Source organism: Arthrobacter globiformis, from assembly GCF_003261175.1.
Classification (GTDB): Bacteria; Actinomycetota; Actinomycetes; order Actinomycetales; family Micrococcaceae; genus Arthrobacter; species Arthrobacter globiformis_A.
Map to the genome: position 1 here is coordinate 1 of NZ_QLNP01000098.1, position 16,524 is coordinate 16,524.

Below are 16,524 nucleotides of genomic sequence, written 5' to 3' on the forward strand. Positions count from 1 at the left end.
TGTTAGCGGCCATGAAAAACTGCCCGTAGGCGGCCACGGAAATGCCCACTGACGGCCAGTAGAACTGCCCGTTGGTGGCCATGAGATCTGCCCACTTCCTTACTGAACCTGCCGCGTCTTAAGCGGTGGGGGCCTCTCCCCGGGATTTGATGACGGTGTCTAGTCGCACCAAATGTCGTCCCAGGAAGAGGCCCTGTATGAAGCATGACGGAGAAATCATGGAAATTCTTGCTGCCTACGATCTGACCGGATCGTTGCGCGCCACGGCCGAGCTCACGGGCTGTTCGCACCACACTGTAGCCAGGCATGTAGCGGCACGGGACGCCGGCCGGCCGATCGCCGAACCCGCGCCCAGGCCCCGGGTCACGGACACTTACCTGCCCAAGATCGAGGAATGGGTCGAGGCGTCCAAAGGACGGATCCGTGCCGATAAAGCCCACGCGAAGCTCCTCGCCATGGGTTACGCGGGGTCCGAGCGATCCACCCGCCGGGCGATCGCGCAGGTCAAGGCCGCGTGGCGGCTGGGACACACCCGCGTTCACCGACCGTGGATCACCGAGCCCGGGATGTGGCTGCAGTACGACTTCGGCGACGGACCACGGATCGGCGGGGTGAAGACCATCCTGTTCGTGGCCTGGCTGGCGTTCTCGAGGTTCAGGATCGTGATCCCGTTGCGGGACCGGACCGCGCCGAGCGTGTTCGCCGCTCTGGACCGCTGCTTCCGGATCCTGGGCGGGGCACCGACCTATGTCCTCACGGACAACGAGAAAACTGTGACCACGGCCCACGTGGCCGGGGTGCCGGTGCGGAACCAGCAAACCCTGGACTTCGCCCGCCACTACGGGGTCACAGTGCTGACCTGCCAGCCGGCGGACCCCGCCACCAAGGGCGGGGTCGAAGCGTCCGTGAAGCTAGCCAAGGCCGATATCGTCCCAAAAGAGACCAACCTGCGGGCGGACTACGGTTCCTTCACCGCTCTCGAGGCGGCCTGCGAGGCATTCATGGACGAGGTGAACAACCGGGAGCACCGCACCATCCGGCGCAAACCGGCAGCGGTGCTGGCAGAGGAACAGCTCCGGCTGCACCGGATCCCGGAGACCGCGCACACGGTCGCGTTCGGAGTGGCCCGCACCGTCCCGGAGAACACCCCGATGGTCACCTTCGAGAACGCCCAGTACTCCGTGCCCGCGCATCTGCTCGGCGCGAGGGTGTTCGTCCGCTCCCACGGCACCGGGCCCGATGAACAGGTCATCATCGTCCACCACGGCTCCGCCGGTCCGGTCGAGGTCGCCCGTCATCACCGGGCCAGGCCCGGCAGCCCCGCGATCATCGAAGAGCACTTTCCCGGAACCAGGACCAGGATCCCGGGCGACTACGCAGTGAAGGCCCGCAACGCCGGTGAGGCCGAGTTCCTTGCCATCGGCGAGGGCGCGAGGACCTGGCTCGTGGAAGCCGCCGGGACCGGGACGGCCCGGATGAACGTGAAAATGGCTGAGGCCGTGACGCTGGCCAAAATCGCCGGCGCCGAGGCGGTGGACCGGGCCCTGGGTGACGCCGCGCTTCATGGCCGCTTCGCTCACGGCGATCTGGCCTCGATCCTGAACGCCAACATCCGACGCACCACTACCCACGCCGCGGACGAGACCCGGTCCCTGACCCAGGGCACCAGTGCATGGGCCGGCCTGGGCACTGAACCCGCCCCTGTGAAGGAGCAGAACCGATGAGCCCTGTCAGCACCACGAACACGACCGCCCCGCCCCTGCCGGCCGAACTCGAAGCACTGATGCGGCAGCTCAAAATGCCCCACGCCCGGGCTTTGGCCCCGGAGCTGATTGCGACCGCACGCGCCCAGCGCTGGGAACCGGCAGAGATCATCAAGGCACTGTTCACCGAGGAAACAGCCGGCCGGGCCCGGTCCATGCTCGCCACCCGGCGCAAGGCAGCAGGCTTCCCCACGGGGAAAACCTTCGACGCCTGGGACCCCGCCGTCTCCTCGATCCCCGCGCCGACCCAGCAGGCCCTGCGCACCCTGGAATGGATCGGCCGGCGGGAGAACCTGGTCGTCTGCGGACCGTCCGGCACGGGGAAAACATTCTTCCTCGAAGCCCTCGGCCAGCAAGCCGTCGAAGCCGGCATGCGCGTGGCCTGGTTCAGGCTCGAGGACCTCGGCGCCCTGATCCGGGCCCACCGCACCGACGACAGCGTCACCCGGGCCGTCGCCAGAATCCTACGCGCCGAACTCGTCGTGATCGATGACATCGGGCTCCTGCCGGTGGCCACCGACGCCGCCGAAGGCCTCTACCGGGTCGTGGACGCAGCCTACGAAAAGCGCTCCGTCGCGATCTCATCGAACCTTCACCCGGCAGGCTTTGACGAGCTCATGCCCAAAACCCTGGCCACCGCCACCGTGGACCGGCTGCTGCACCACGCCCATGTCTGCCAGACCAGCGGCGATTCCATCCGCCTCACCCAGGCCCTCGCGGGAAAAGGAGTCACCCAACTGAACTGACACGACCCCACGATGGCCAACCCCGCCGAAACCTTCAGTGGGCAGATCTGTTGGCCATCACCGGGCAGTTTTACTGGCCACCAGCGGGCACATTAACTGGCCGCCCGTGGGCACAAACTACTGGCCATTGACAGCTGACAGACCAGGAGTTTCCAGCGACCGCCGGTGGATACCGGAGGAGCATCAAGTTCATCCGCGCCAACGGCATCGCTCCTAGCATCAGAGTTGAATGCACGGGCAGCTATGGCGCAGTAATAGCCCGGCAGCTGGCGCGAGCAAGATTTGAGGTCGTCGAGGTCAATCAGCCCTACCGTGATCAACGCAGGCGGCGGGGGAAGACGGATCAGCTCGACGCTTCCAGCGCTGCGGAAGCAGTCATGAGCGGCCGAGCAAGCGCTGCACCGAAGGGCCGCAACGGGCTCGTCGAAGCCCTGCGAAGCCTGAGGACGGTTCGAGAATCTGCCTTGCGGGATCGCACGGCAACCATCAACCAGATCAAAGCTATGCTCATCAGTTCCCCTGATAATGCACGCTCACCATCCAGGTCGTTGACAACACCGCGGCTCGTCGCGGCGCTGGCTGCCACCCGCATCAGCGGCGGCCAGTCACCTCAGAAGAATGCACCCGCTACGCGCTGCGCCTGTTGGCCAGGCGCTACCAGGAACTCGATGAGCAGGCTCGGGATCTCTCAGCTCAAATCGACCGCCTCCTTAAGGCCTATGCACCTGGCATCATGAACGTCTTTGGTGCCGGCACCGATACCGGCGACCAACTGCTCATCACCGCTGGCGACAACATTGCGCGACTGAGAAGCGAAAACCAGTTCGCGGCCCTGACCTGAACTTGTCCCCGGCCTGCTTCGTCGGGGAAGACAGATCGGAGCCGTCTGAATCGGGGCGGCGACCGGAAGGCCAACTCCGCGCTTCACCACATCGTGTTAGTAAGAATGAGATACGACCAGCGCACCAAAGACTACGCCGCCAGACGAACGGCTGAAGGCCTCGATAAGCGAGAGATCATGCGCTGCCTCAAGCGCGATATCGCGCCCCAAGTCTTCGCTCTCTTGGTACAAACACTTAGCCTCAACGAACGGCAGGTCAAAGTCCTGATCTCTGGCCGCTCGTCCCTTCCATGCTGCTTTTGGCTGTTCTGCTATACGTCCGCAGCTGACTCAGCCAGCTTGGGCTGTTAGAGGCGTACGCCTTGTACGAGCGCCTCCCCAAGGGTGTTGGCTTGTACAAACGATCTGGGCTGGATGCGAGCCGTCGCCCCACCTGGCCGCCGGCGCGTCGAGCAGCCCCAACTCAACTATGAAGAAGTCTTGCCCTATTAGACAGTGATCCAAACGGGCCGCCGAAACCGTTGGGGTTGAGGCGATACCCCGCGCGGGTGCTTCATCAGGTTCCCGAACCCTGGAAGCGAGCATATTTGAATAAAGTTGGACGATATCTCTCGTTTATTCCGGTGCAGTTATGAGGCCTCGAACAATGAACTTGGACCCTCATTGGAATGTGCTTTCTGGTTGTTGCAAGTACAGCACGCCTATTCATTGTTTTGTCCTCGAAAACGAGGGTTAGTGCCCGACCACATCATTAGCTCGGTCAGCAGACCTAGGCACGAAAACCTCGCTTCGCCCATTCATCTTACGTGACTGTTTCCGCGTCGGCTCCATGTCGTGGCTGTAGTAGCCGTACCTGTAAGCGTCCGGTCCCTTGGACGGGAGCCTGTTCAGTACGATGCCGAGCACTTTAGCGCCGACCAGCTCGAGGGCGGTCAACGATTTTTCGAGATCGTTCTGGCGAAGTTTTTGGGATCCTACGACGACAACCACTCCGCCAACATGTTGTGAAAGGACGGCTGCATCTGTCACCGGGAGAAGGGGTGGAGCATCCAGGATGACGATGTCGAACACACTTTCCAAACGAAGAATTAGTTGTCGCATCTCATCGGAGCCGAGCAACTCACTAGGGTTGGGGGGAATGCGACCGGACGCCAGCACATAAAGGTTGTCATCCCCCCATGGCTGGATGATGTCATTCACGTCTGCTGTGCCCAAAAGTGCAGTCGTGAGTCCAACATTTCTTTCTAGTCCCAAGTAGTCATTCACCATGGGGCGCCGCAGATCGGCATCGACGAGGCAGACGCTCTGCCCGGCTTGGGCACAAGCTATAGCGAGGTTTGTAGCAGTTGTGCTCTTGCCCTCTCCCGGCAGGGAAGAAGTTATCAGCAGGGTGTTGGCACTGCCCGCGACGTTGGCAAACTGAAGGTTCGTCCTCAGTTGACGGAATGACTCCGCCCTGGGGCTTTGGGGGGACGCTTGCGTAAGCAGGGGCCTCTTCGTTGCATCTTGGTCAAAGGAGATACCCCCCAGCAATGGGGCATCGGTTACTCGTCGGAGATCCGCTTCACTCCTGACCCTGTTGTCTAGGGTCGACCGTAGCACTGCAGACCCCAGCCCGATTCCCAAGCCAGCGAGCAGGCCAAAAAGCAAGTTCAGGCGTGTGTTCGGAGCTGAGGGCGACGTCGGCGCTATTGCTGGCTTGATTATTGATAGGCTAACCGGCGATTCACCACCGGCCTTGGGCTTTTCAAGTGTGTCGACTGCTTTGACGAGGCTGTCAGCGGTAGCTTGAGCTATTGCAGCTGCCTGAACCGGAGATGTGTCATTTACGGCAATGTTAATCAGTACGGTGTTAAGATCCGTGGTTGCAGTAACGCGGGTAGCGAGTTCGTCTGCCGTCAGAGGCAAGCCCAGTGCATCTACGACCGGTTGTAGCACAATCGGGGATTCAACTGTTTTAACGTAGGACTGAACACGAGCCTGGCTGAACGTATTACCCTGTTGGAGCTCTTGAACCGAACCTGAGCTTTGGATGGCCACGAAAAGCTGGGTCTCGGACGTATAGACCGGCTTCGCTAGTACCGAGGCTGCGCCGCCTATGAGTATTCCAACCAAGGCCGTCGCAGCAATCAAGATCCAATTGCGGCTGAGGATTCTCAAGTATTCGTGTAGATCCAAACCGGGGTCCCCCTGAAGCACTGACTGGCACAGCCATAGAGGCAAGCCACGATAAAGGCATTTGCATGCGAGCACCTTGATTCTACCCACCCAATGACGGATTCCGATTACCAGCGTCCGTCGGGTGCGCGGAACCGGCACGGCGTTTGTGGGTCAGGCTCTTACCTGACCTGCGGTAGTAGTAGCCTGATGGCTAGGGAGCCTCTCAACTTATCTGAAGCGCCTAACGTCGCTGAATCCACGACAGCTTCGGCGCCTTTGCAGCCGCAATCCGTCTCCACAACGTAATCACCGCGTATCTACGTCTTCAAACACCAAGAACGTCTGCGTATCCAGCACTCCCGGCATGGACTGCAGCAGATCAAAGATCACCCGCCGTAGGTGCACGTTGTCTACTGCCCGCACCAGCAGGATGACGTCGAAGTCCCCGCCCACCAAAGCGATGTGGTGCACCTCGGGAATCACCCGAAGCTGCTCCCGCAGTTCCCGCCACGAATGCTGCTGCACTTTGAGAGTCACGTAGGCAGAGGACTTCAGGCCGGCCTTTATCGGATCAACCAGGGCCGTGAACTTCGTCAGCACACCCTGGCCCGTCAGCCGCGCAATCCGCGTATAGGCGTGGGCCCGGGAAATATGGACGTTCTCCGCAACGTGTGTAACGGACATCCGGCCGTCACGTGTCAGCTCGGCAATGATGTTGCGGTCCACGTCGTCAAGCGGCACAGCCGTCTGCTCGTCGTCCGTCTCGGCCATGTGTTTACAACTCTCCCGGTTACCTAGCTCACAAATGCGATTCGTCTTTCAGACTAGGCGAAGTGAACGTACTTCTCCATGATTCGCTGTGAGGCTGGATACGAAACAATCTCCCGTTCCATACTGAAAGCGAATAGTGGCTACAGAAGGACGGACCGATGACGATCTCCGCAGACCGAAGTGCTCGTGGTGAAATGAGCGGGGACCAACCGGCACCGGAACAGGCCGAGGCCACATATCTGTCAGGGGCGGCTGTCGATGCCGTGCGCAAGTTTGGCATCACCGCAGAGGACTACATGCTGCCGGCCCGCCATCAGATCCAGATGGTGGACCAGGAAGGCAACCTGAAGCACCACTCCGAGCAGGGCGCTGAACCGGGTCATGAGTACCCGTTGCCCGGGGACGAGGAACTGCTGGCCGCCTATGAACAGCTCGTTGTCGGAAGGCGGGTCAACGACCAGAACTCCGCGCTGGTCCGCCAGGGCCGCATGGCCGTCTACCCTTCCAGCCACGGCCAGGAGGCCTGCCAGATCGCGGCGGCCCTCTGCCTGGCAGAAGGTGACTGGATGTTCCCCACCTACCGAGACGCGGTTGCCGTCATGGCCCGCGGCGTGGACCCGATCGAGGCCATGACCATCTTCCGCGGAGACTGGCACGGCGGCTACGACCCGCTGAAGCACAAAGTCGGCATCCAGTGCACGCCGCTCACCACGCAGCTGCTCCACGCCGTCGGCGTCGCGCACGCGGCCAAGCTACGCGGCGAGGACACGGTAGTGCTGGCCATGTGCGGGGACGGCGCCACCAGCGAAGGCGACTTCCACGAAGCCCTGAACTTCGCCGCCGTCTTCCACCTGCCGGTGATCTTCTTCGTGCAGAACAACCAGTACGCCATCTCCGTGCCCCTGGCCCACCAGTCCGTCGCACCGTCACTCGCCCATAAGGCCGTGGGCTACGGCATGGCGGGGGAACGCGTGGACGGCAACGATGTCGTCGCCCTTCTCGCCGTGCTGGACCGCGCCGTCAAGCTCGCCCGCGAAGGCTCCGGCCCGCTTCTCGTCGAAGCCCACACCTACCGCATGCAGGCCCACACCAACGCGGACGACGCCACCCGCTACCGCCAGGACACCGAGGTGGCCCAATGGGTTGCCAGAGATCCGCTCACACGGATGAAGAAATACCTCACAGACAAAGGAGTGCTGGACGACGGCGGTGACGCCCGGATTGCCGAAAAGGCAGAGGCAGTTGCCACGCAGCTCCGTACCGGCCTCGGCGAAGACGTCCGCGTCGACCCCCAGGACCTGTTCAAACATGTCTTTGCAACGCCGACGCCGCAACTCGCTCAGCAGTCGGCTCTGCTCGCGGACGAGCTCGCCCGCGATGCTGCCGGTGCAATATCCGAAGAGGAAACCGATAAATGAGCCCCACAATCACCACTTCGTCCGAGGCCAACGGCAACGTCAGCTCGGCCACCGCTCGCGCTGCTGCCTCCGCTGCGGCAAACGCCGAGGAAGCCGGACCACAGCCTGTCACCATGGCGAAGGCGCTGAACACTGCGATGGCGGATGCCATGCACGCGGACGATTCTGTCCTGGTCTTCGGCGAGGATGTCGGCATGCTGGGCGGTGTCTTCCGCATCACCGACGGACTCATGAAAACCTTCGGCGAACAGCGCTGCTTCGACACGCCCCTGGCTGAGTCGGGAATCGTCGGTATGGCCGTGGGTATGGCCATCAACGGCATGCGGCCGGTCATCGAAATGCAGTTCGACGCGTTCGCCTACCCGGCTTTCGAGCAGATCGTCAGCCACGTGGCCAAGATGCACAACCGCACCAAGGGCCGGGTCAAGCTGCCCATGGTCATCCGCGTTCCCTACGCCGGCGGCATCGGGGGAGTGGAGCACCACTGTGACTCCTCCGAGTCCTACTACGCCCACACCGCCGGTCTGAAGGTTTACACACCGGCCACGGTGGCCGACGCCTACCGCATGCTCCGGGAAGCCATCGACTCTGACGACCCCGTGATGTTCATGGAGCCAAAGAAGCTCTACTGGTCCAAGGACCTGGTGGACCTGGATGCGCTCCGGGCGGAGTACGGGCGGCAGGCCGACGGCCGCGAGGCCACCGAGGGCCGCGCCGCTGTCGCCCGCTCGGGCACCGACGCGACGCTCATCGCATATGGTCCCTCTGTCCCGACGGCACTTGCCGCCGCCGCAGCAGCCGCCGAAGAAGGGCGATCGCTCGAGGTCATCGACATCCGGACCATCGTGCCGTTCGACGACGCCACGGTGGCCGCTTCCGTCCGGAAGACCGGCCGGGCTGTGGTGATCGCGGAGGCTCACGGCTTCGCCTCTGTCTCCTCCGAGATCGTGGCCCGTATCCAGGAACGCTGCTTCCATTACCTGGCCGCGCCCATCCGCCGAGTCACGGGCTTTGATGTTCCCTACCCGGCACCAAAGCTCGAGCACCACTACCTGCCCGGCGTGGACCGCATCCTCGACGCCGTAGACGACCTCCAGTGGGAAGACTGATCAAATGACGGAAACGAAGGTATTCCTCCTGCCCGACCTCGGCGAAGGGCTGACAGAAGCCGAGCTCTTGAACTGGCTCGTGGCGGTCGGCGACGAAATCCGAGTGGATCAGCCCATCGCCGAAGTGGAAACCGCAAAATCAGTGGTGGAGGTCCCTTCTCCGTACGCCGGCACCGTCGCCAAACTGCATGGTGAACCGGGTCAAACCCTGGACGTAGGCAAGCCCCTGATCTCCGTGACTCCATTGGCGCCGCTGGTTGAGCCGTTCGGAACCAGCACCCCACTGGCCGAACCCGTCGAATTCCAAGCGGCCGCAAGCGAAACCCCCGTCATTGAGACTGTCGAAGCCTCGGAAACCGCGGCAGCCGAAACCTACCGGACTGAAGAAAGGGCGGGCTCAGGCAACGTCCTCATTGGCTACGGAACGCCTGGCGGCACGGCAACTGTCCGGCGAACCCGGCCACGCCGCGTAAATCGGCCGGCTGAGCCTGTCGAAACCAAGCGCCCGGACTCCGAGAATAAGCTCACCAGCCCAGCAGACGATGCTCTCCTCCTGCGCACCCGAGTCCCCGGGAAACTCGGTGCTGTCATCTCTCCGCTTGTCCGCCGAATGGCCAAGGAGCACGGCGTAGACCTCGGGCCCATGCACGGCTCCGGGGACAGCGGTCTGATCCTGCGACGTGATGTCGAGGCGGCAATCAATGCGCGGGTCATCGAGCCTGTCGAAGCCAAGCCAGCCGAGGCCCCATCAGTTGAGCCTGGCGAAACCAGGCCAGCTGAAGCAACGCACGCCATCGACACTCGCACTGGCCTGGGAATCACCAGTCGCACACCTGTACGAGGCGTCCGCAAAGCCGTAGCTGCCAACATGTCCCGAAGCCGCTCGGAAATACCCGAAGCAACAGTTTGGGTCGACGTTGATGCCACGGCCCTTGTGAACCTACGTACGGAACTCAAGAAATCCGGCCCGAGTGGTACCCCAGGGCTGCTTGCCTTCATTGCCCGCTTTGTCACCGCAGGCTTGAAGAAGTATCCGGAGCTGAACACCCGCTTCGTCAGCAGGGAGGACACCTCTGGCGGGGAGTCCCAGGAGATCCTGGCGTTTGATGGGGTGAACCTAGGGTTCGCCGCTCAAACGGACCGGGGGTTGGTGGTGCCTTCTATCCGCAACGCTGAGAAACTGAGTGCAAGCAAACTCGACGAAGAAATTAAGCGGCTGACCGCCGTCGTGCGCGACGGCAAGGCGACCCCAACGGAACTGGGCAGCGGAACCTTCACGCTTAATAACTATGGCGTGTTTGGCGTGGATGGTTCGGCGGCAATCATCAATTATCCCGAGGTGGCTATCCTCGGAATTGGCAGGATTATCGACAAGCCGTGGGTCGTCGAAGGCGACCTTGCCGTCCGCAAAGTCACTGAGCTGACGCTGACCTTTGACCACCGCGTCTGCGATGGCGGTACGGCAGCCGGATTCCTTCGTTATGTTGCGGATGCGATCGAGGGCCCGACTTCGCTTTTGGCCGATTTATAAAACGAACGTATCGGCATTCAGGTGATCGGTCCTTCGCCGCCGCTTTCGGCGGCGAAGGACTGTAGGTCCTACAGCGTTGTGTCTGAGTGGTCGCTGCACCTTACGAGAGCCACGAGCCCTCTTCCGTCATCCTTGTATGACGTGACGTGGTTGGTGATCGTATTGCAGGTCTCGCAGAAGTGCTTCTGTTGTTTAGTCCCCATGGCCAGATTATACCTAGCGCGGTGTTTCGAATGAGTGAATTTGCGGCTACGCGCTGGGTTCCCGCCGGTCTGGCGCTATAGGCGCTTCCCTGATAATCCCAAGCTAGATGAGTACAATCGAGGCCAGAAGATCGCAGATGGTCCCCTGATGTATGGAGAAACAATGTCACGATGGCTCGACGTCGGCGCGGACAACTATGTGCTGGTGACTGAAGGTTCAAAGCTCAACACCGGCCTGATCGTAGGAACCGAACGGGCCATGGTGATCGACACTGGATGTGGACCGAGGCAAGGCAAGGAAATCCTGGACGCCGTGCGGGAGAAGACCCGGCTGCCGCTTGTGGTGGTGAACACCCACGCACACTATGACCACTTCTTTGGCAACGCGGTCTTCACCGAGGCCGGCGTCGAGGAGTTCTGGGCGCACGAGAACTGCGCCGAGGAGATCGGTGAGGACGGCGAAGCACAGCGCAGTGAGGTCACGGAGACCGAACCTGAAATGGCTGCTGGCGACGGCGAGCACGTGGAGATCGTCGTCCCCAACGCAATCGTCCGTGACCAGCCCGTGCTCGTGGACCTCGGGGGGCAGACTGTCACGCTGTTCCACCTGGGCCGCGGGCATACAGACGGTGACCTCCTGGTGGGTACCACCACCACCCTGTTCGCTGGCGACCTCGTAGAACAGGGGTCGTACCCGTCTTTCGAAGATTCTTACCCGGAGGAGTGGGCCGACGCGCTCCGGCACCTCTCGGCTCTCCGGCACCGCTACGAGTTCCTAGTCCCGGGGCACGGCGAACCCTGTAGCGACCGGTTCGTGAAGACCATGGCCGACACCATGACTACGGCCGTCCGGCAGGCGCGGCAGTCAATCCGTGACACTCCTGCAGACGCCACCAAGGCCATTCCGGTTCTGCCGTACGGACCTGAGCAATCCCGCTGGTTCATCAAGCGGCTGCAAGAGACCCGCTCGCAGCACTGATCCGAGTACTCCCTGCTTTCGGGTACCTGACACACGGAAAGACAGGTAGTAACTACGCTGGGGGCACGCGACAAACCTCCCTAGGTTTGCTTCATGAACACCGGAATCAGTGGAGCCTTTCGCCGCTTCGTCGAGCAATACGTCGTGGCTGATGACCCATTCCCAGAGCGCTCCTGGCTGGACCAGCAGGACATGCCCCGAGTGAAGCAGCGCTCAAGGGCGGCCGTAGCCGGACTGCCAGTGGAGCCGCTCCCGCCACTCCTCGACCGTTCAGCTCGGCACCCTCAGCCACTGCGGCGGAGAACCCGCAGCCACGATGCCACCATCGCTACCCGCGACGGCAGTTGACTACTCCTGGGTGCCAGTGCGCTCCTTGAGCCATTCTTGAGGATTGCCTGAGCTTTCCTTGAGCTTGGGTATCTACCATCTCTTGCGTGAGGACATATGGGGGTGCTCGGTACGGTAGGGGATCGCGGAGGGAGCTCCGCAGCCGCCGGCTTCGTGCGCTGTCCTACATTGGGCTCGCAGCCCTGGCGGCGACAACTGCTGTGGTGGTGGTGTTGGCCCTTCGGAGATAGCGACACAGCCGGTCTGGTCCGGCTCGATAAGTGAATATTTGACTGACTTGGCGAGGCGGGCGTGTCCGATTGGACAGCGCCCTTAAATGCTAAGTAGGCTGGCGAACGATCCGAAAATGGGGGATCCACTTCCAGTCAGTTTGCCGCACCCAGAGCAGTGCTGCTCTGGAGGCGTCGAAAGTACTGCCGCGTACGGAGGTCTGCACCGTGGCTTTCACAGATTTTGTTCTTGCGCTGTCCGGCCTGCTCGGCAGCCTGCTCCTTCCCTTCGCCGGGCTGTACTGGATGCTGCGGGTAAGGCGCCGCGCCGTTACTCCCTCTGCGGTCAGGGTACCCGCCGTGGCCCCGGGGCCGGTGAAGTAGGCGTGCCTTACATCGACATCAACCCTCACCGCAGTCGACCCAAGTGGTGGAGCTATGTCGCGTTGGGGATTCTCTTGGTGGTCACGGTGTCAGTGGTGGCCGCTGCTCTCATGCATGTCTGAAGAGGTGTTCTTCGGCGGCTGACTAATGGGGTTAGCAAGGGTGCTGGCCAGTTCGCGCTCCGCCAGCACCTAGAATAGCTATTTGAACCAGACCGAATGACCACCGCAGCGGGACGCTGCTGCGAGTCCCGGGGGGACCGAACATGCCCAGACCAGTGGATGACCGATTAGCCGAGGCCGACACCGACGAGGAGCAGCCCGAGCTCCGCCGCCGCCGCTACCGCCGCCGCAATGATGACGGCTCCGACGCTTGGACAGGAACCTTTCCCGCCGTGACACCCGAACCCGCCGCACCGCCGTTGCCCGTCCGCAGTTCGTCTTGGGCGGAGGCGGCGGCCGTCGCGGACGCACTTAGCGACGCCCCTCCTGCGCCTGCTGCCCCGCCGACGCCGCTCCGCCGCCCGGCGGCTGCCCCGCCGTCGCGCGACCCGGAGAGCCGGGTACAACCCGAAGTTGCAGAAGCGGATGCCACCGCACTGCCGACGTCGTTCGTCCGCGAGCAGAAGCCGCGCCCGAAGAAGGGCTTCCGGGGCTTCCTGTACCGGGCCAGCGGCGGTTCCTGGAACCTCGGCCCCAGCGCCCATGAACGTGAGGAAGACGAGCTGGCACGCCGGATCTCGCGCCAGCTGCAGGGCAGCTTCAACACCGCCGTGCTCAGCCTGAAGGGTGGTATCGGCAAGACGTCCACCACAGTGGGCGTGGGCCTCACCCTCGCGGAGTTCCGCGGCGACCCGCCCTGCGCCATCGACGCTAACCCGGACTCGGGTGACCTCGTGGAGCGCGCCCTCGGCGAGGGCATCTACCAGAAGGCCACCCCGCGGACCATCACGGACCTGCTTAAGAACATTGACTCGGTCAGCTCGCTTACCGAACTGTCCCGCTACATGCACCACTCCGGCCGGCTGCACCTGATCGCCGGGGAGCAGGACCCCGAGGTGTCCGATTCCCTTACCGCTGAGGAGTACCTGCGGATCCGCAAGCTCATCTCCAGCTACTACTCCGTGGCGCTGACGGACTGCGGGACGGGTGTCACGCACAACGCGATGAGCGGCATCCTGCAGTCCGCGGACAACCTGATCATCGCGGCCGGCTATGCCGTGAGCGGCGCAAAGCGCGCCCGGAGCACCCTGCAGTGGCTCGCCGGCCACGGGTACGAGGAACTCGCCCGCAACGCGATCGTGGTGATCACGGACAAGGACGAGGTTTCCTCCCGGGTGGATAAGGACGCCATCGAGGAACACCTAGCCGGAATGTGCCGCGAGCTGATCGCGGTGCCGCATGACAGGGGAGTAGCCGACGGCGACCTGGTCACCCTGGACCACCTGAAGCCGGAGACACGCCGCGCGTACAAGGAGATTGCTGCTGCGATCGTGGACGGGTACCGGTAGAGTCCGGTCACTGACGGCGCACTGTATGGCGTCCTGCGGGGTCGGCCTCGTCACCAAGCTCACCGCTGTAAGGGCACTTCACCGGTCTTATGGAGCCCTATATGCTTCCTGTCATGACCGACAGAGCTGGGCAGGTGTATGCCCGTGTAGGCGGGGTGCTGCTGGGTGCAGCGACCGGGATGTTCGCCGCCGGCTTGGCACCAGGCACCGCTAACTGGTGGGTCATAGGCGCGCTCTCGGTATCGATGGGCGCATAGGCGGGGCTTGGATCAATTTGCCACTGGCCTTTGCCTGGGCGCCGACCGAAGCGCATGCTCATCGCAGCGGATGCTCATGCGTTGTCCGGAGAGATGATGGCCTGGCTGCAGGAACGGACACATGACGATCCCACCACGGAACTGGACTGGGAAGACTGGGAGCGCTCTAATAGCCGCCTGCACAGATTCAGCCAGGCGACGAGAGCGAAGTGGCAGCAGAAGTTTGCCGTCCGGGCCTCGGCGCTGTTCGATGAACTCGTAAAAAACGGGGCCGTGCCTGTGGAGTGGGGTAGAGAAACGTTCCAGGACGCTGTAAACCCTGTCGTCATGCAAGGTGTCGCAAGGCAGCTTGGCGAAATGGCGGCTTCTCTCACGCGACGGTAACGCTGACTTTCTTTCAGGGCCGTAGAATGTTGGCATTCCGTATCTGCTTTTTGGGGGACTTGTGCGCCGTTGGAAGTATCTGTTGCTTGCCGTGCTCGCGATTGCTGCGTTCGCCGTTGCCGGGGCCGCGTTGATGCGCCCGGCGCCCGTAGCGACTACGCAGCCTGTCCCGACTACGACTATCGCTCCGAAGAAGATGCCGCGGCTGCTGGTGATCGGTGACTCGTACTCGGGCGGCAGCAACGAGGGCGGGAACAAAGAGAAGGGCTGGCCAGTGCTGGCCCAGACGCAAGTCACGTCTGACGGTTCCCGGCTTCATCTCGATCTTCAGGCCCGCGGCGGTTCCGGCTATGTGCTCGTCGGCCCCACCGGCCAGAACTTCCAGCAAGCCCTGGCCTCCGCAAAGGGCGCACCATATGACGTCGTGCTCGTGTTCGGCTCCATCAACGACCAGCCCGCGGACGTGACCAGCGTGGACAAGGCTGCCCGCGACCTCTACGCCGCCGCATTGAAGGCTTCACCCAAGGCGGAGCTAATCGTCGTCGGCCCCTCATGGATGAACGACGATCCCACACCTGAAGTCCTGGCCATTCGTGACGTGCTGCGGAACGCCGCGGCAGCAAGTAGGGCAACGTTCGTGGACCCGATCGCGGACAAGTGGTTTATGGGCGAAGCAACGCAGTATATCGGCAAGGACGGCAAGCACCCGACGGACGCCGGTCACGTCTACATGGCAGACCGGCTGGCGCCCGTCATCAAGAAAGCCGTGACGAGCGCCAGCAAGTAGCTAGCCGAGGTTGGTCGGAAGGCCGAGCTTGGTCAGGTTCCTCACGGTGGCCCGGTCCACGTTGTAGGTTCCTCCGCCGTTGCACAGCACTTGGAACAGCAGAGTCGTCGTCCCTGCCGGGATGGTCGCCGGTGGCGTGACCAGGATGCCCGAGCGGGACCAGGACGGGAAGTTGTCCGTCGAGGTCGGGGCGAAACACATCGACTGAGCCAGGTCGGTGGTGGTGGAACCGTTGTACGCCTGGAGGCGCGTGGAGAAGCCCTGCGTCTTGGCGGCGGCTGCCGGGTCCGGGTTCGAGATGTCGAACTCGATGGCACTGATCACCACATCTCCGACGCTGAGCGTTGTGCCGTTCACGGCGATGTTGTGCTGGATGGTTCCGTTGGACCCGTTGGACCCGTTGGACCCGTTGGACCCGTTGGACCCGTTGGCGACGGTGATGGACTGCCACCGACCATTCACGCCGTCCGTGCGGGCGATCCTGCTGAAAGCCCCAGCGGCGAGGTTCGGCGTTGACCAGAGTGTCGGAACCGTGCCCGCGCCGCCGTCCTTGGACCTTCCGGCCGTGACGAGGTTGGCGGAGTCGCCCTGCGCGTGGGATACAACCCGGCGCGGCGGCACGAGCTGCTTGATGACGTTGGCCAGTAGCCTGCCGGACGCCGCTGCCCCGATGGGGTTGGTGTGGGTGTTGTCGCGGTTGTACCCGATTTCGTAGTTCCCGAGTTCTCCCGCGTGGACTTCGAAGTAGTCCACGAGAACGATGTTGGGGCGTTTCTGCGCCTGCTGCCTGATCCACTCGTTCAGGTCATCCAGCCAGACCCGCATCGACCCGGTGTAGATGCCATACGGGGGCAGCGTGCCGACGATGACGCGGATGCCGGCGCGTTCGTAGGTATCCCACATGGCGAGCTTATCCACCTTGGCCTGGGCCACCAGCGCGTCACTGACAAGGTTGTTCGTCCCGGACAGCTCATGCACCCAGCCGGGCTTGAGTGCGAGCACGTCGCCGATGGTGTCCCGGATTTGTCCCGTGGTCCAGCCGCCCTTGCCGGTGTTTCCCAGAAGCTGGAGACGGTGGCCGGAGAGGGCCTGCGCCCAGGTGGCGTATCCGATACCGAGGTAGG

At 62.8% G+C, this 16,524-nt stretch carries 15 protein-coding genes and 1 pseudogene; 13 read left to right on the forward strand and 3 right to left on the reverse strand.

Annotated elements, in window-relative coordinates; all coding sequences use genetic code 11:
* Positions 1 to 197 precede the first annotated feature (197 nt).
* The 4 genes and pseudogenes from istA to DBZ45_RS23690 all read left to right on the forward strand — a co-directional run.
* The gene (gene istA, locus DBZ45_RS16580) at positions 198 to 1,724 is read left to right on the forward strand and encodes an IS21 family transposase (RefSeq protein WP_190243005.1); all 1,527 of its coding nucleotides are present in this window, start codon (positions 198 to 200) and stop codon (positions 1,722 to 1,724) included.
* Positions 1,721 to 2,509: an IS21-like element helper ATPase IstB gene (gene istB, locus DBZ45_RS16585; RefSeq protein WP_111902704.1), complete on the forward strand. Its 789-nt coding sequence runs from the start codon at positions 1,721 to 1,723 to the stop codon at positions 2,507 to 2,509. The genes istA and istB overlap by 4 nt, the downstream gene beginning before the upstream one ends.
* A gap of 134 nt (positions 2,510 to 2,643) precedes the next feature.
* On the forward strand, positions 2,644 to 3,246 hold the full coding sequence (locus DBZ45_RS23685) for an IS110 family transposase (RefSeq protein WP_111904978.1): 603 nt from the start codon (positions 2,644 to 2,646) through the stop codon (positions 3,244 to 3,246).
* Between the two features lie 119 nt (positions 3,247 to 3,365).
* Positions 3,366 to 3,701: pseudogene (locus DBZ45_RS23690) on the forward strand (transposase); the annotation flags it as partial.
* Between the two features lie 381 nt (positions 3,702 to 4,082).
* Here DBZ45_RS23690 and DBZ45_RS16600 read toward each other — a convergent pair.
* Complete coding sequence (locus DBZ45_RS16600) at positions 4,083 to 5,528, reverse strand: polysaccharide biosynthesis tyrosine autokinase (protein ID WP_111905299.1); 1,446 nt, start codon at positions 5,526 to 5,528, stop codon at positions 4,083 to 4,085.
* Between the two features lie 288 nt (positions 5,529 to 5,816).
* Positions 5,817 to 6,281, reverse strand: a complete 465-nt coding sequence (locus DBZ45_RS16605; protein WP_111904980.1) for an Lrp/AsnC family transcriptional regulator — start codon at positions 6,279 to 6,281, stop codon at positions 5,817 to 5,819.
* Between the two features lie 158 nt (positions 6,282 to 6,439).
* On the opposite strand from DBZ45_RS16605, the gene pdhA reads away from it, so the two are divergent.
* The 9 genes from pdhA (at position 6,440) to DBZ45_RS16640 (ending at position 15,400) form a co-directional block, all read left to right on the forward strand.
* Positions 6,440 to 7,699, forward strand: a complete 1,260-nt coding sequence (gene pdhA, locus DBZ45_RS16610) for a pyruvate dehydrogenase (acetyl-transferring) E1 component subunit alpha (RefSeq protein WP_111904981.1) — start codon at positions 6,440 to 6,442, stop codon at positions 7,697 to 7,699.
* Entirely contained in the window at positions 7,696 to 8,808 is a 1,113-nt protein-coding gene (locus DBZ45_RS16615) for an alpha-ketoacid dehydrogenase subunit beta (protein ID WP_111904982.1), read from the forward strand. The genes pdhA and DBZ45_RS16615 overlap by 4 nt, the downstream gene beginning before the upstream one ends.
* 4 nt (positions 8,809 to 8,812) lie before the next feature.
* Positions 8,813 to 10,339 (forward strand): dihydrolipoamide acetyltransferase family protein, encoded by a 1,527-nt coding sequence (locus DBZ45_RS16620; protein ID WP_111904983.1) that lies wholly within the window; start codon positions 8,813 to 8,815, stop codon positions 10,337 to 10,339.
* Between the two features lie 366 nt (positions 10,340 to 10,705).
* Entirely contained in the window at positions 10,706 to 11,521 is an 816-nt protein-coding gene (locus DBZ45_RS16625) for an MBL fold metallo-hydrolase (RefSeq protein ID WP_111904984.1), read from the forward strand.
* Between the two features lie 785 nt (positions 11,522 to 12,306).
* Positions 12,307 to 12,462: a hypothetical protein gene (locus DBZ45_RS23000; RefSeq protein WP_190243164.1), complete on the forward strand. Its 156-nt coding sequence runs from the start codon at positions 12,307 to 12,309 to the stop codon at positions 12,460 to 12,462.
* A gap of 265 nt (positions 12,463 to 12,727) precedes the next feature.
* Positions 12,728 to 13,972 carry a MinD/ParA family ATP-binding protein gene (locus DBZ45_RS16630; protein ID WP_223257125.1) on the forward strand — a complete coding sequence of 415 codons (1,245 nt, stop codon included), beginning with the start codon at positions 12,728 to 12,730 and terminating at the stop codon, positions 13,970 to 13,972.
* Positions 13,973 to 14,085: 113 nt separating this feature from the next.
* A complete protein-coding gene (locus tag DBZ45_RS23005; protein WP_190243165.1) occupies positions 14,086 to 14,229 on the forward strand; it encodes a hypothetical protein in 144 nt (47 codons plus the stop codon).
* Positions 14,230 to 14,283: 54 nt separating this feature from the next.
* The gene (locus DBZ45_RS16635) at positions 14,284 to 14,613 is read left to right on the forward strand and encodes a reductive dehalogenase domain-containing protein (protein ID WP_111904985.1); all 330 of its coding nucleotides are present in this window, start codon (positions 14,284 to 14,286) and stop codon (positions 14,611 to 14,613) included.
* A gap of 61 nt (positions 14,614 to 14,674) precedes the next feature.
* On the forward strand, positions 14,675 to 15,400 hold the full coding sequence (locus tag DBZ45_RS16640) for an SGNH/GDSL hydrolase family protein (RefSeq protein ID WP_146617533.1): 726 nt from the start codon (positions 14,675 to 14,677) through the stop codon (positions 15,398 to 15,400).
* On the opposite strand, the gene DBZ45_RS23290 is transcribed toward DBZ45_RS16640, so the two are convergent.
* Positions 15,401 to 16,513 (reverse strand): SGNH/GDSL hydrolase family protein, encoded by a 1,113-nt coding sequence (locus tag DBZ45_RS23290; RefSeq protein WP_223257152.1) that lies wholly within the window; start codon positions 16,511 to 16,513, stop codon positions 15,401 to 15,403.
* Positions 16,514 to 16,524: the final 11 nt, after the last annotated feature.

What these genes read in the sequence shown, in the direction of transcription:
- istA (WP_190243005.1), top strand. Translation starts at nt 198, where the DNA reads ATGAAGCATGACGGAGAAATCATGGAAATTCTTGCTGCCTACGATCTG.
- istB (WP_111902704.1), top strand. Translation starts at nt 1,721, where the DNA reads ATGAGCCCTGTCAGCACCACGAACACGACCGCCCCGCCCCTGCCGGCC.
- DBZ45_RS16605 (WP_111904980.1), bottom strand. Translation starts at nt 6,281, where the DNA reads ATGGCCGAGACGGACGACGAGCAGACGGCTGTGCCGCTTGACGACGTG.
- pdhA (WP_111904981.1), top strand. Translation starts at nt 6,440, where the DNA reads ATGACGATCTCCGCAGACCGAAGTGCTCGTGGTGAAATGAGCGGGGAC.
- DBZ45_RS16615 (WP_111904982.1), top strand. Translation starts at nt 7,696, where the DNA reads ATGAGCCCCACAATCACCACTTCGTCCGAGGCCAACGGCAACGTCAGC.
- DBZ45_RS16620 (WP_111904983.1), top strand. Translation starts at nt 8,813, where the DNA reads ATGACGGAAACGAAGGTATTCCTCCTGCCCGACCTCGGCGAAGGGCTG.
- DBZ45_RS16625 (WP_111904984.1), top strand. Translation starts at nt 10,706, where the DNA reads ATGTCACGATGGCTCGACGTCGGCGCGGACAACTATGTGCTGGTGACT.
- DBZ45_RS16630 (WP_223257125.1), top strand. Translation starts at nt 12,728, where the DNA reads ATGCCCAGACCAGTGGATGACCGATTAGCCGAGGCCGACACCGACGAG.
- DBZ45_RS23005 (WP_190243165.1), top strand. Translation starts at nt 14,086, where the DNA reads ATGACCGACAGAGCTGGGCAGGTGTATGCCCGTGTAGGCGGGGTGCTG.
- DBZ45_RS16635 (WP_111904985.1), top strand. Translation starts at nt 14,284, where the DNA reads ATGCTCATCGCAGCGGATGCTCATGCGTTGTCCGGAGAGATGATGGCC.